The sequence below is a fragment of the Streptomyces sp. NPDC107500 genome, from assembly GCF_055582785.1.
The window spans coordinates 475,841-489,182 of the sequence record NZ_JBVJPF010000006.1; the positions used below are offsets into that span (position 1 = coordinate 475,841).

Annotated in this window: 16 protein-coding genes; 14 read left to right on the top strand and 2 right to left on the bottom strand. The window is 73.1% G+C overall.

Annotated features, from left to right (window positions below):
- The first annotated feature begins 6 nt into the window (after positions 1 to 6).
- From ACZ67M_RS25740 to ACZ67M_RS25755, 4 genes are all read left to right on the top strand, one after another.
- Positions 7 to 384, top strand: coding sequence for a VOC family protein (locus tag ACZ67M_RS25740; RefSeq protein ID WP_469852909.1), 378 nt, complete (start codon positions 7 to 9; stop codon positions 382 to 384).
- Positions 385 to 487: 103 nt separating this feature from the next.
- Positions 488 to 1,123 (top strand): ATP-dependent Clp protease proteolytic subunit, encoded by a 636-nt coding sequence (locus ACZ67M_RS25745; RefSeq protein ID WP_469852911.1) that lies wholly within the window; start codon positions 488 to 490, stop codon positions 1,121 to 1,123.
- A gap of 8 nt (positions 1,124 to 1,131) precedes the next feature.
- Entirely contained in the window at positions 1,132 to 1,440 is a 309-nt protein-coding gene (locus ACZ67M_RS25750) for a hypothetical protein (RefSeq protein WP_361356405.1), read from the top strand.
- Positions 1,441 to 1,958: 518 nt separating this feature from the next.
- Positions 1,959 to 2,432: a C40 family peptidase gene (locus ACZ67M_RS25755; protein ID WP_122620915.1), complete on the top strand. Its 474-nt coding sequence runs from the start codon at positions 1,959 to 1,961 to the stop codon at positions 2,430 to 2,432.
- Positions 2,433 to 2,473: 41 nt separating this feature from the next.
- Here ACZ67M_RS25755 and ACZ67M_RS25760 read toward each other — a convergent pair whose 3' ends face one another.
- Positions 2,474 to 2,980: an ATP-binding protein gene (locus ACZ67M_RS25760; RefSeq protein WP_361355746.1), complete on the bottom strand. Its 507-nt coding sequence runs from the start codon at positions 2,978 to 2,980 to the stop codon at positions 2,474 to 2,476.
- 214 nt (positions 2,981 to 3,194) lie between these two features.
- Between ACZ67M_RS25760 and ACZ67M_RS25765 the strand changes: the two genes are divergently transcribed.
- The gene (locus ACZ67M_RS25765; protein WP_125490862.1) at positions 3,195 to 4,055 is read left to right on the top strand and encodes a helix-turn-helix domain-containing protein; all 861 of its coding nucleotides are present in this window, start codon (positions 3,195 to 3,197) and stop codon (positions 4,053 to 4,055) included.
- Positions 4,056 to 4,076: 21 nt separating this feature from the next.
- Complete coding sequence (locus ACZ67M_RS25770) at positions 4,077 to 4,307, top strand: DUF397 domain-containing protein (protein ID WP_122620918.1); 231 nt, start codon at positions 4,077 to 4,079, stop codon at positions 4,305 to 4,307.
- Between the two features lie 45 nt (positions 4,308 to 4,352).
- On the opposite strand, the gene ACZ67M_RS25775 is transcribed toward ACZ67M_RS25770, so the two are convergent.
- Complete coding sequence (locus ACZ67M_RS25775) at positions 4,353 to 5,480, bottom strand: 8-amino-7-oxononanoate synthase (RefSeq protein ID WP_469852913.1); 1,128 nt, start codon at positions 5,478 to 5,480, stop codon at positions 4,353 to 4,355.
- A 150-nt stretch (positions 5,481 to 5,630) separates the two neighbouring features.
- Here ACZ67M_RS25775 and bioB point away from each other — a divergent pair, with 150 nt between their 5' ends.
- The 8 genes from bioB (at position 5,631) to ACZ67M_RS25815 (ending at position 13,188) form a co-directional block, all read left to right on the top strand.
- Positions 5,631 to 6,839 carry a biotin synthase BioB gene (gene bioB, locus ACZ67M_RS25780; RefSeq protein ID WP_469852915.1) on the top strand — a complete coding sequence of 403 codons (1,209 nt, stop codon included), beginning with the start codon at positions 5,631 to 5,633 and terminating at the stop codon, positions 6,837 to 6,839.
- On the top strand, positions 6,832 to 8,118 hold the full coding sequence (locus ACZ67M_RS25785; RefSeq protein WP_469852916.1) for an adenosylmethionine--8-amino-7-oxononanoate transaminase: 1,287 nt from the start codon (positions 6,832 to 6,834) through the stop codon (positions 8,116 to 8,118). Before bioB ends, ACZ67M_RS25785 begins: the two co-directional genes overlap by 8 nt.
- A gap of 1 nt (position 8,119) precedes the next feature.
- On the top strand, positions 8,120 to 8,836 hold the full coding sequence (gene bioD / locus ACZ67M_RS25790) for a dethiobiotin synthase (protein WP_361355739.1): 717 nt from the start codon (positions 8,120 to 8,122) through the stop codon (positions 8,834 to 8,836).
- A gap of 95 nt (positions 8,837 to 8,931) precedes the next feature.
- Complete coding sequence (locus ACZ67M_RS25795) at positions 8,932 to 9,624, top strand: class I SAM-dependent methyltransferase (RefSeq protein WP_469852917.1); 693 nt, start codon at positions 8,932 to 8,934, stop codon at positions 9,622 to 9,624.
- 88 nt (positions 9,625 to 9,712) lie between these two features.
- Positions 9,713 to 10,168 (top strand): LLM class oxidoreductase, encoded by a 456-nt coding sequence (locus tag ACZ67M_RS25800; protein WP_469852918.1) that lies wholly within the window; start codon positions 9,713 to 9,715, stop codon positions 10,166 to 10,168.
- Between the two features lie 66 nt (positions 10,169 to 10,234).
- On the top strand, positions 10,235 to 10,660 hold the full coding sequence (locus ACZ67M_RS25805) for a GNAT family N-acetyltransferase (RefSeq protein WP_469852920.1): 426 nt from the start codon (positions 10,235 to 10,237) through the stop codon (positions 10,658 to 10,660).
- A 135-nt stretch (positions 10,661 to 10,795) separates the two neighbouring features.
- Positions 10,796 to 12,169 (top strand): hemolysin family protein, encoded by a 1,374-nt coding sequence (locus ACZ67M_RS25810; protein WP_361355733.1) that lies wholly within the window; start codon positions 10,796 to 10,798, stop codon positions 12,167 to 12,169.
- Positions 12,166 to 13,188, top strand: a complete 1,023-nt coding sequence (locus ACZ67M_RS25815; protein WP_361355732.1) for a hemolysin family protein — start codon at positions 12,166 to 12,168, stop codon at positions 13,186 to 13,188. The genes ACZ67M_RS25810 and ACZ67M_RS25815 overlap by 4 nt, the downstream gene beginning before the upstream one ends.
- Positions 13,189 to 13,342: the final 154 nt, after the last annotated feature.

A 13,342-nucleotide genomic window follows, 5' to 3' on the forward strand; every position in this document is an offset into this window, starting at 1 on the left:
GTACCCATGACCGGCGAACCGTCGTTCTTCGAGCTCGGCGTGGCGGACCCCGAGCGCGGGCGGGTCTTCTACGGCACCCTGTTCGGCTGGTCCCTCGATGCGGGCCCCGCCGGAGGCGGGTTCTCCATCGGCACCGCCGGGCTACCGGGCGGCATGCACGGCGGCGACCAGGGCGCCTCCCCGTACCTGTTCTTCCGGGTCGACGACCTGGACGCCGCCGTGGCCCGGGTGCGCGAGCTGGGCGGCTCCGTCGAGGAGCCGGGCGAGGAGGACGGGGAGAACGGGGAGGACGCGGAGTCGGTGGCCCGGTTCGGCCGGTTCAAGCTCTGCCGGGACGACCAGGGCTCCTCCTTCGGCCTGCACGAGCCGCCGCACGGGAAATGATCACCGGGTTACGCGATTCCCATCCCCTCACAATGTACGTCCTGTACATTTTATACGGAGCCAGTGCAGCCGCAGAGGGTTCCGCCACGAGGAGGGGACAGCCATGACCCGACCGTCCGCCCGCCACGTCCTGCCCGAATTCACCGAGCGCACGAGCGCCGGAGCCCGGACGTCGGACCCGTACTCGAAGCTGCTGGAGGAGCGGATCGTCTTCCTCGGGACGCCGGTCGACGAGACCTCCGCGAACGACGTGATGGCGCAGTTCATGTACCTGGAGCACCAGGCCCCGGACCGGGACATCGCCCTCTACATCAACTCCCCCGGCGGCTCGTTCACGGCCATGGCGGCGATCTACGACACGATGCGCCACGTCGCCTGCGACGTGGAGACGACCTGCCTGGGACAGGCCGGCGCGTCCGCCGCGCTGCTGCTGGCGGCGGGCACGCCGGGCAAGCGCGCGATGCTGCCCGGGGCGCGGGTGGTACTCCGTCAGCCGTTGCTCACCGGGCCGATGGAGGGGCAGGCGAGCGACCTGGCCGTCCGGGCCGCGGAGTTGACCCGGATCCGCGCCCGCCTGGAGGAGATCCTTGTACGGCACACGGGCCGCTCTCCGGCGCAGGTGACCGAGGACATCGAGCGGGACACCGTCCTGGACGCCCAACAGGCTCTGGAGTACGGGCTGGTGGACCGGATCGTGTCCGACCGCTCGGCCGCGCCCGGCACACCCGGCACCCGGTGAACGAGCCGATGCCGCCACCGGAACTGCCGCCCCTGCCCGCCCTGACCCGCGCCGAGGCGGAGCTGATCGACCGCTACCTGGACGTCGTCGACCTGCTCGGACGCATCAACCCCGCGCGGGACGGCGACACCTACCGGGGGCTGCGGGCCGCCCAGGCGCTGGTCGGGAAGGCCGCGGCCCTGCGCGACGCGCTGGAGCTGATGCACGCGCGGGGTGAGACCGAACTGCACGCGCCCACCCTCGCCCGGGCCCTGCGCGTACTGGACGGCGAGCGGCGGACGGGACGCCTCAGCCTTCCGCCGCGTTCCGAGAGTTGAGTGGGCCGGGTTCCAAACGGACCAAAAGGCGTACCGCCTTTCGGCGTAGGAACACACCCGGTTGACGACCGGTCCGAGTTGCGCGGCCGCCCTCTCCCGACGTCCGCGCCCACCGCTGCGCCGCTGGTCCCGGGGTCGTCACCGCCTACGGCTCCGGCTCGAACACAGGGGTGTCCACCCGAACGGGTGGGTGGTGAGTAACAACACAAAAGCCACGTTCCGTTGGGATTTCCCCCTCCGTCGGGACAAGATCCGTGACTGACGACAAGCCCCCGCCACAGCGGCGGGGCGGTCCGGGCGGACGCCGAATCCTGCCGCCGCCCGGACGACCGGTCGACAGGAGTGGATCGGCAGGAGTGGAGGACCCGAGCACGACGGGTCGCAGGAGCGGTCGCCTCCGTGGGAGAGGCGCCGGACCGAGCAGCCCTTGGGGTGAAGCCGCACGCGTGCGGCCGGGCAACTTCGCCAGCCCGAATCCGACAGGTCATCCTTCACAGGCGGCTGACGAAGGGTTGCGCATGTTCGCGCTCAATCGTGTCCCGTCCCTGATGGCGCGTGCCGGTACGGCCTCGGCCCTCACTCTCGCCGCGGTAGGCGGCTCCGTCGTGGTCCCCGGTTTCTCCTCGGAGGCGGCCGCGGCGAGCCATGCGACGAAAGCCCTCAAGATCGCGGCCTCCAAGAAGGGCTCCCCCTACAGGTGGGGCGCCGTCGGGCCCCGCAGGTTCGACTGCTCCGGCCTGACGCTGTACTCGTTCAAGAAGGCCGGCAAGAAGCTGCCGCGCACGGCGGCCCAGCAGTACAACAAGACCCGCCACGTCTCGGCCAAGAAGCGCAAGGCCGGAGACCTGGTCTTCTTCCACTCCGGCCGCAGCGTCTACCACGTCGGCATCTACGCCGGTAAGGGCAAGCTCTGGCACGCCCCGAAGACCGGGGACGTGGTGCGCCTCCAGAAGATCTGGACCGGGAGCGTCTCCTACGGCCGGGTCAAGTAGCCCCTGGGGGGCGAGTGGCCCCGTGATCGAGTGACACGGGGTCAAACAGCCCGGGGTCGAGTAGCTCTCCCGAGGGGGATGACGGCGTTCTGCCCCGCCGTCACCCCCTCGGCGGCGGCCGGCGGGCCGGGGGCGCTCCAGGGCAGTTCGATGGAGACGGTCTTGCCGCCCTCCCGCGTCGGGCGGACCCGCAGCTTGCCGCCGCATTCGGCCGTCAGCCAGCGGATGATCACCATCCCGCGGCCGTTGTCCTGCTGCACGGCGGCGGGCAGGCGCTTGGGGAATCGCGGATGGCTGTCGGTGACGCCGATGCGCAGCCGCTCGTCACGGTCGAGGACGAGGTCCACCGTGAAGGTGGGCGACTGCCCGAGCGTGTGCTGGACCGCGTTGGTCGCCAGCTCGGAGACGATGAGCCGGACCGTGTCGGCCATGTCGGCGTCCGCCGGCAGGCCCCACTCCACCAGCGTGTCGACCACATAGGTGCGCGCGGCTGCCACCGAAGCGGGATCGCTCGGCAGAGTGACGGATGCTTCCAGGTGATCGGCCATGGCGACGTCGTCCCTTTCTCACGGGACCGTGGTCCGACACGAAGCGAATGGTTCGAGTACGGTCCCGGACTGGTGCTTCGCCGCCAGACTGCCATCACCCGGCCCGTGAAGGACGGCGATCCACCAAGATATGCATATATCTGTCGCTCGAAGCGGTGAACTCTGCGACGGCAGAGCGTATTTGGGCGGCCCATAAGGAGTAAGGGAGTGGCCCATGCAGCACGGTCCGGTGGTGCGCCGCAGGAAGCTGGGCGCGGAACTGCGCGCCCTGCGCACGACGGCGGGCATCACCAGCGGGGAGGCGGCCCGGCTGGTGGGCTGGCACCAGTCGAAGGTCAGCCGCATCGAGACCGGGACGAGCGGGGCGAAACCGGCCGACGTGCGGTTACTGCTCGACGCCTACGGCGTGGACGACGACCAGCTGCGCGGGCTGCTGGTCATGCTGGCGCGCTCCGACGACGCGGGCGGCCGGCACCACTGGTGGCACGCCTACCGGGGGGTGCTGCCGCCCACCTACCGCGACTTCATCAGCCTGGAGTCCCAGGCCGGAGCCATGCGCACGCTGGAGACCACGGTGGTCCCCGGGCTCCTCCAGACACCGGAGTACGCCCGCGAGGTGACGCGGGCCGCCGTGGACGGCATGCCGGAGGAACGACTGGACGCGCTGGTGGAGGTCAGGCTGGCCCGGCAGGACGTGCTGCGCGGCGAACCCCCGCTGGAGCTGAGCGCGGTGCTGGACGAGGCGGTGCTGCGCCGGCAGGTGGGCGGCCCCGGGGTGATGGCCCGTCAGCTGGAGCGGCTGGTGGAGGCGGCGCGTCTGCCGCATGTCCGGCTCCAGGTATTGCCCTTTGCCGCCGGGGCGCACATCGGTGTCACCGGCCCTTTCGTAATCTTCTCCTTTTCGAGCACTTCTGATCTGGACGTGGTTGTTCTCGACCACTTGACGAGTAGCCTGCACCTCGAACGGAAAGAAGACCTAGAGGCCTATACCGAGGCCTTCAACGCCCTTCTGATCCATGCCCTTTCGCCCGAGGACTCGTTGGACTTCATCGCCGCGACCGCGGCAGGCGCGTAAGGAGGCACCATGTCAGGCTCCATGTCCGAACTTCCCCGGAACATCCCTGCCGGCACCGATCTGACCGGCGTCCGGTGGCTGCGCAGCAGCTACAGCACGGGCGCGAACAACTGCGTGGAGACGGCCCGGCCGTCGGCCGGCCGCTGGGCGGGACTGCTCGCGGTGCGCGACTCCAAGAACCCCGCCGGGGCCGCCCTGCTCTTCTCCCCCGAGAGCTGGACGTCCTTCACCGCCGGGATCCACCAGGACTGACCACCCCACGAGACGTCGGACGACGCACGGCCATGCCACGCCGACTCATGGTCGCGTCTCGCCGATCACCCGCACCGCGCGTTCGATCTGTTCCCCGGAGAGGTCCGCCCGAGCGGTCAGCCTGAGCCGTGACACACCGTCCGGCACGGAAGGAGGACGGAAACAGCCCACGGACAGGCCGGCCGCACGGCAGTCGGCCGCCCACCGCACCGCCCCCTCCGGGGAGGGCGCGCGCACCGAGACCACCGCGGCGTCCGGACGTACCGCCGCCAGGCCCGAGGCGGTCAGGCGCGCGTGCAGTTCGGCGGCGACGGCACGGGCCCGTGCCGCGCGTTCCGGCTCGCGGCGCAGCAGAGTCAGCGCGGCCAGCGCCGCGCCCGTCGCGGCGGGGGCGAGCCCGGTGTCGAAGATGAACGTCCGGGCGGCGTTGACCAGGTGGCCGATCACCCGGGCCGGACCCAGCACCGCACCTCCCTGGCTGCCCAGCGACTTGGACAGCGTGACCGTGGCGACGACGTCCTCCCGGCCCGCCAGACCCGCCGCGTACGGGGCGCCCCGGCCGCCGTCGCCGAGCACCCCCAGTCCGTGCGCGTCGTCCACGACCAGACCGGCGCCGTGCTCCCGGCACACCTCGGCGAGGGCGGCCAGCGGCGCGGCGTCGCCGTCGACCGAGAAGACCGTGTCGGAGACGGCGACCGCGGGCCCGTCGTGCGTCGCCAGCGCCTTGCGCACGGCGTCCGGCTCGGCGTGCGCCACCACCTGGGTCGTGCCCCGGGCCAGCCGGCAGCCGTCGATCAACGAGGCGTGGTTGCCCGCGTCGGAGACGACCAGGCTGCCGTGCGGCGCCAGGGCGGTGACCGCGGCGAGGTTGGCCGCGTAGCCGGAGGAGAACACGAGCGCGGCCTCGAATCCGCAGAACGCGGCCAGTTCGCGTTCGAGTGCGGCGTGCAGTTCGGTCGTGCCGGTCACGAGCCGGGAACCGGTCGCGCCGCCGCCCCAGGTGCGCGCCGCCCGGGCCGCGCCCTCGGTGATCTCCGGGTGCCGGGCCAGTCCGAGGTAGTCGTTGCTCGCCAGGTCCAGCAGCGCCGAGTCGGCCGGGCGGGGGCGCAGAACCCGTACGAGTCCCGCCTCGTGGCGCGCCCGGGCCTGCTCGTCGATCCAGCCGAACGCCATGGGCCGTCCCTCCGGGAATTTGTAGGCAATGGACAGACACTAGCGGCATCGCCACCCCCGCGAGGTGTGGCAATACCCACACGTCGATCTGTCAGTGTTGTGCAAACTCTCCTTGGCCGCGGGCGGCCCCTTAGGACAGGATCGGCTCTCATGGACCTGCTGAACACGCTGGTGGACAAGGGGCTTCGGCGCGAGTCGCCGACCCGCGAGGAGGCGCTGGCCGTCCTCGCCACTTCCGACGACGACCTGCTCGATGTGGTGGCCGCGGCCGGCAAGGTGCGCCGGCACTGGTTCGGCCGGCGGGTGAAACTCAACTACCTCGTCAACCTCAAGTCGGGCCTGTGTCCCGAGGACTGCTCCTACTGCTCGCAGCGGCTGGGCTCCAAGGCGGAGATCCTCAAGTACACCTGGCTCAAGCCCGACCAGGCCACCGCGGCCGCCGCCGCCGGGGTGTCGGGGGGCGCCAAACGGGTGTGCCTGGTGGCCAGCGGACGCGGCCCGACCGACCGGGACGTGGACCGGGTCTCGGACACCATCCGGGCCATCAAGGAGCAGGACGGGTCCGTCGAGGTGTGCGCCTGCCTGGGGCTGCTCTCCGACGGTCAGGCGGAGCGGCTGCGCGAGGCGGGCGCCGACGCCTACAACCACAACCTCAACACGTCCGAGGCGACGTACGGGGACATCACGACCACGCACACGTACGCCGACCGGGTGGACACGGTGCGCAAGGCGCACGCGGCCGGGCTCTCCGCCTGTTCGGGTCTCATCGCGGGCATGGGCGAGACCGACGAGGACCTGGTCGACGTGGTCTTCTCGCTGCGCGAACTGGACCCGGACTCGGTGCCGGTCAACTTCCTGATCCCGATGGAGGGCACGCCGCTGGCCAAGGAGTGGCACCTCACCCCGCAGCGCTGCCTGCGCATCCTGGCGATGACCCGGTTCGTCTGCCCGGACGTCGAGGTGCGCATCGCCGGCGGGCGCGAGGTCCACCTGCGCACCATGCAGCCGCTGGCCCTGAACCTGGCCAACTCCATCTTCCTGGGCGATTACCTCACCAGCGAGGGCCAGGCCGGCCACGCCGACCTGGAGATGATCGCGGACGCCGGCTTCGAGGTGGAGGGCGCCGACCGGGTGACCCTGCCGGAGCACCGGGTGGCGGCCGCCGGTGGCGGCTGCGGATCGCACGCGGGCGGCGGCTGCGGATGGCACGGGGACGGCGAGGAGGGCGGGGGCTGCGGGTCGCACGCCGACGGCGGGGTCTGCGCTCCGGCGCCGGCCGCCCGGACCGAGGAGCCGCGGACGGATCTGGTGGCCGTGCGCCGCCGCGGTGCCGGCACGGATCTCGCGCCCAATGCCTGAGCCCGCGCTGACGGTGGACGAGCTGCTGGCGCTCGACCGGCGGCACGTCTGGCACCCGTACGGCCCCATGCCGGGGCGGCAGGACCCGCTCGTCGTGGACTCGGCGAGCGGGGTGCGGCTGCGTCCCGCGGACGGCTCGGCGGAGCTGGTGGACGGGATGTCGTCCTGGTGGTCGGCGATCCACGGCTACAACCACCCGGTGCTGAACGAGGCCGCCCGCGAGCAGTTGGAGCGGATGAGCCACGTGATGTTCGGCGGGCTCACCCACGAGCCCGCCGTCCGGCTGGCGAAGCTCCTTGTCGACATGTCACCGGACGGACTCGAGCACGTCTTCCTCGCAGACTCCGGTTCGGTCTCCGTCGAGGTCGCGGTCAAGATGTGCCTCCAGTACTGGCGTTCGCTGGGCCGCCCCGCCAAACGCCGCCTGCTGACCTGGCGCGGCGGCTACCACGGCGACACCTGGCAGCCCATGTCGGTGTGCGACCCCGAGGGCGGGATGCACGAGCTGTGGTCGGGCGCTCTGCCGCGCCAGGTCTTCGCCGACGCGCCGCCCGCCGAGTACGACGAGACGTACGCCGACCACCTGCGGTCGACGATCGAGCGGCACGCCGGCGAACTGGCCGCGGTGATCGTCGAGCCGGTGGTGCAGGGCGCCGGCGGCATGCGGTTCCACTCCCCCGCGTACCTGCGGGTGCTGCGGGAGGCGTGCGACGCGCACGGTGTGCTGCTGGTGTTCGACGAGATCGCGACCGGCTTCGGACGGACCGGCGCGCTGTTCGCGGCGGAGCACGCGGCGGTGACGCCGGACGTGATGTGCGTCGGCAAGGCGCTGACCGGCGGCTATCTGACGATGGCGGCCACCCTGTGCACGTCGGAGGTGGCCGACGGCATCTCGCGCGGCGAGGTGCCGGTCCTGGCCCACGGGCCGACGTTCATGGGCAATCCGCTGGCCGCGGCCGTGGCGTGCGCGTCGATCGGGCTGCTGCTCGGCCAGGACTGGCTCGCGGAGGTCAAGCGGATCGAGTCCGGCCTGCGCGACGGTCTGGCCCCCGCGGCCGGGCTGCCGGGCGTGACGGATGTACGGGTGCTGGGCGCGATCGGCGTGGTGCAGCTCGACCATGCCGTCGACATGCGGGCGGCGACCGCGGCGGCCGTCCGCGAGGGCGTGTGGCTGCGGCCGTTCCGCGACCTGATCTACACCATGCCGCCGTACGTCACGGGCGACGCGGACGTGGCACGCGTCGCCCGCGCGGTATGCGCGGCGGCAGAGGAGGGATGACATGCCGGTACTGGTGATCACGGGCACGGGCACGGAGATCGGCAAGACGGTCGTGACGGCCGCCGTGGCCGCGACGGCGCTGGCCGGCGGCCGGTCGGTGGCGGTGCTGAAGGCCGCGCAGACGGGCGTGGGCCCGGACGAGCCGGGGGACGCGCGGGAGGTGGCGCGCCTCGCCGGGGCCGTGACGGCGACCGAAGTGGCCCGCTATCCGGAGCCGTTGGCACCCGGCACGGCCGCGCGCCGGGCCGGTCGGGCGCCGGTGCGCCCGGCGGAGGTGGCCGAGGCCGCGGACAAGCTGGCCACCGAGCACGATCTGGTGCTGGTCGAGGGGGCGGGCGGGCTGCTGGTCCGCTTCGACGCGGACGGCGGGACGCTGGCGGACGTCGCCGCGCTGCTGGGCGCCCCGGTGCTGCTGGTGACGGCGGCGGGCCTCGGCACGCTCAACACCACGGAGCTGACGGCGCGTGAACTGCGCTCCCGCGGCCTCGACCTGCCCGGTGTGGTGATCGGCAGCTGGCCCGGGGCCCCGGACCTCGCCGCGCGCTGCAATCTGGCGGACCTGCCGGAGGTGTCCGGCGCTCCGCTGCTCGGCGCCGTCCCCGCCGGGGCGGGTGCCCTGCCGCCGGCCGCCTTCCGGTCGGCTGCGCCGGGATGGCTGGCGCCCCGGCTGGACGGCACGTGGGACGCGGCCGCCTTCGGGGCGCGGGAGGCGCCCTGAGCGGCAGGGCGCACGCGGCCGCCGGTGCGGTGGGTGCGGAGCGGTCGTACGGGGGACACAATCGCGGTAAGGCACCACCTCGTGAGGGAGGGCCCATGCCGCTGCGATCCGCCCGCGGGGTGCCGCGGGACGCCGTGCACCATCCGCTCTTCGCCCGCTACTACGCCCGGGCCAGCGTGGGCGCCGAGACCCGGATGGGCGTGGGGCGCGTCCGCGAGCGGCTGCTGGCCGGGCTGTCCGGGCGGGTGATCGAGGTCGGGGCGGGCAATGGGCTGAACTTCTCCCACTATCCGGGCGCCGTCTCGGAGGTCGTCGCCATCGAACCGGAGCGGCTGCTGCGGCGGTTGGCGGTGGAGGCGGCGCTGCGCGCGCGGGTGCCGGTGGACGTGGCGCCGGGCGCGGCCGAGGCGCTGCCGGTCAAGAGCGAGGCCTTCGACGCGGTCGTGGTCTCGCTCGTGCTGTGCAGCGTCCGCGACGTACCGCGGGCGCTCGGGGAGGCGCGGCGGGTGCTTCGGCCCGGCGGCCAGCTGCGGTTCTTCGAGCACGGCCGGGGCGGCGGGCGGATGATGACCTTCACCCAGCGGGCCCTGGACCGGACGCTGTGGCCGCCGCTGTCCGGCGGCTGCCACCTGTCCCGCGATCCCGTCGCCGCCCTGCGGGACGCGGGGTTCGCGCTCGGCCCCTACCGGCGGATGATGATCCCGGAACACGGTCCGGCACTGCCCAGTTCGTACTGCGTCCTCGGCACGGCCTGGCGGCCACCGGAGACGGCGGCCGGGGCGGACTAGGCCCTAGGGGCGGTCGGATGCTGAGGGCCGTCACGCGCGGGTGATCGACTCCCGTGTCACCGAACGCCCCGGTGAGCGGGGAGAGTTCATGTCGCGTCCGTTCCGGTTCGGCGTCAGCCTGGTGGTCTCGGCCCCGGCCGACGAGTGGAGTGCGAAGTGCCGGCGGGCCGAGGAGCTGGGCGTACGCCGTGATCCTGGTCTGAACGCCGAAGTCGCCGCGTTCACCAGCGGGCGCACGCCACAGCGGACGGGACGGCTCACGCCGATCACCGCCGAAGAGCTGGACGAGCGGGGCGCACGGTGCCGGGAGCCGGCGGCGGACCGCGCGGAGCCGGCCGAGTTGAACCTCCTCATCCGGATGGTCGACCTCACCGAGGGCAGGGAGGCCGCCTCCCGGCCCTTCCTGGGGCGCGTGCCCCACCTCACCCCCGGTCAGGAGCAGCTGCGTGCGCGGCGCGAGCGGTACGGGTTCACGTGCCTCACGGCGCTGGAGCCGTACATGGAGGCGTTCGCGCCGGTGATGCGCGCCGTGCGGGAGGACTGAGCAGGGCGGGCGTCCGCATGCCGGAATTCCCGTACCGGGGCGAGTCCGGCGTGCTGGGATCGGGGCATGACCGATCTGCGCATACGGGCCGCCGGGCCCGAGGACCTGGACACCGTGCTGGCCTTCTGGAAAGTGGCCGCCGAGGGCACGAGCATCAGCGACGACCGGGAGGGCGTGGAGCGGCTGGTCGTCCGCGACCCGGAGGCGCTGGTCCTCGCCGAGCGCGACGGGGAGCTGGTGGGCACGGTCATCGCGGGGTTCGACGGCTGGCGCTGCCATCTGTACCGGCTGGCGGTGCACCCGGAGCAGCGGCGCCGGGGCGTCGGCACCGCCCTGCTCGCGGCGGCCGAGGAACGGTTCGTACGGCTCGGCGGGCGGCGCGGGGACGCGATGGTGCTGCGGCGCAACGAGCGGGCGCAGCATGCCTGGCGGGCGGCCGGGTACGCGCCCGAGGAGCAGTGGCGACGCTGGGTGAAGCCGCTCACGGAGTGAACAGTGCACGGACTGAAAGGTTGAGCACCGGCGCATGAGCGAGTCCCTCCACGCCAAGGCTCCCGGCGCCTCCCCCGGCGCACGCCATCGCGCGAGCCACCGGTTCCTGGCCGATCATGGATCCGAGGTGACCCGATGACGGAAGTGCTCCTGCTGCTGGTGGCGGTCCTGCTCTCGCTCATGTGCGGCGCGTTCGTCGCGGCCGAGTTCTCGCTGACCACCGTGGAACGCGGCGAACTGGAGCGGGCGGCGGAGCGGGGCGAACGGGGCGCGGCCAGCGCGCTGAAGGGCGTACGGAGCCTGACGTTCCAGCTCTCCGGGGCCCAGCTCGGCATCACGGTCACCAACCTGGTGGTCGGCATGCTCGCCGAGCCCTCGGTCGCGGCGCTGATCGCGGGCCCGCTGGAGGCCATGGGGGTGTCGCGCTCGGCGGCCTCCTCGCTGGCGCTGGTGCTGGGCACGGCCCTGTCGACGGTCTTCCTGATGATCGTCGGCGAGCTGGTGCCGAAGAACTGGGCGATCTCCTCGCCGCTGGCGGTGGCCAAACGGGTGGGCGGCCCGCAGCGCTGGTTCAGCGCGGCGTTCCGGCCCTTCATCACCCATCTGAACAACACGGCCAACCGGATCGTGCGCCTCTTCGGCGTGGAGCCCGCCGAGGAGCTGGCGTCCGCGCGCGGGCCGCAGGAGCTGGCGGCGCTGGCCCGGCACTCGGCCAAGGAGGGCGCGCTGGAGGCCGACACCGCCGAGTTGTTCGTCCGGACCCTGAACCTGGCCGATCTGACGGCCCAGCACGTGATGACCCCGCGCGTCCAGGTCATCGCCCTCGACTCCCGCGCGACGTGCGAGGACGTGGCCAACGCGACGCGGGCGACCGGGCTGTCCCGGTTCCCGGTCTTCCAGGAGACCCTGGACGCCGTGGTCGGCACCGCCCACGTCAAGGACGTGCTGGCGGTGCCCGCCGAGCGGCGGCCCCTGATGCCGGTGTCCGAGCTGATGCGCGAGCCGCTGCTGGTCCCGGAGACGCTGACCGTCGACCGGCTGCTCGACCGGCTCTCCGGGCGGCGCACGATGGCCGTGGTCATCGACGAGTACGGCGGGACGGCGGGCGTGGCCACGCTGGAGGACATCGTCGAGGAGGTCGTCGGCGAGGTGCGTGACGAGCACGACCCGCACGAGACGCCCGAGCTGGACCCGGCCGGCACCGACGCGCGGGGACACGCGCTGTACTGGGCCGACGGCTCGGCCCGCGTGGACCGGCTGGCGCGGCTGGGCCTGCGGGTGCCCGAGGGGCCGTACGAGACCGTCGCCGGACTGGTCGCGGCCGGGCTGGGACGCATCCCGGCCGTCGGCGACACGTTCGAGGTCGCCGGCTGGCGGCTGGACGTCGTGGACGCCACGGGGCGCCGGGCGGCGCGGGTGCTGCTGCACGCGCCGCTGGACGACGCGGGCGCGGCCGGGGGACCGCACGGCGCGCGCGGTACGCACGAGGACGGGGAGGGCGGCCGGTGATCGCCGTACAGCTGCTGATCGGTCTGGCGACGCTCGTCGTCAACGCGTTCTTCGTGGGCGCCGAGTTCGCGCTGATCTCCGTGCGCCGCAGCCAGGTGGAGCAGCACGTGGAGGCGGGGGCGGAGGGCGACCGGCGGGCCAGGAGCGTGCTGTGGGGTCTGGAGCACGTGTCGGCGCTGATGGCGGCGGCGCAGCTGGGCATCACGCTGTGCACGCTGGTCCTGGGCGTGGTCGCGGAGCCGGCGATCGCGCACCTGCTGGAGCCGGTGTTCCACGCGGTGGGCTTGCCGTCCGGGGTGGGGCACGCGGTCTCCTTCGCGATCGCCCTGACGGTGGCGACGTATCTGCACATGCTGCTCGGCGAGATGGTGCCGAAGAACATCGCGCTGGCGGAGCCGGTGCGCAGCGCGCTGCTGCTGGGGCCGCCGCTGGTCGCGCTGTCCCGGGCGCTGCGGCCGGTGATCTTCACCATCAACGCCTTCGCGAACACGCTGCTCAAGCTGCTCAGGGTCGAGACGAAGGACGAGGTGGCGGCGACCTTCACCGACGCGGAGCTGGCCGAGATCGTGAAGGACGCCGGCGACGCCGGGCTGATCGACGACCGGGCCCAGGAGCGGCTGCACGACGCCCTGGAACTGGGCCGGCGGCCGGTGCGGGACGTGGTGCTGCCACTGGAGCGCGTCGTCCACGCGCGCGTGGGCATCACCCCCGAGCAGTTGGAACGGCTGTCGGCGCAGTCGGGGTTCTCCCGGTTCCCGGTGGTGGACGACGGGCGGCGGATCGTGGGCTACCTGCACGTGAAGGACGCCCTGGACGCCTCCCCGCGGGACCTGCCGTTCCGGCTGCGGGACATGCGGCCCATCGCGCGGGTGCGGGAGAGCACCCCGCTGGACGACGTGCTCACCGCACTGCGCCGCAGCCGCACGCATCTGGCCGCCGTCCTAGGGTCCGACGGCCGGCTCGCGGGCCTGGTGACCATGGAGGACGTGCTGCGTGAGCTGTTCGGTCAGCGGACCTGAGCCCGGAGGGCGGGAAGGTGGACCGGGCGCGGCGGGCCGAGGGGGACGACGGGCGGCGGGGACCGAGCGGGACGCCACGGGCCTGCTGACCGAGGCACTGCGGATGCCGGTCGCGTTCGTCGGCGCGATGGGCTCGCGCCGCACCCACCGGGAC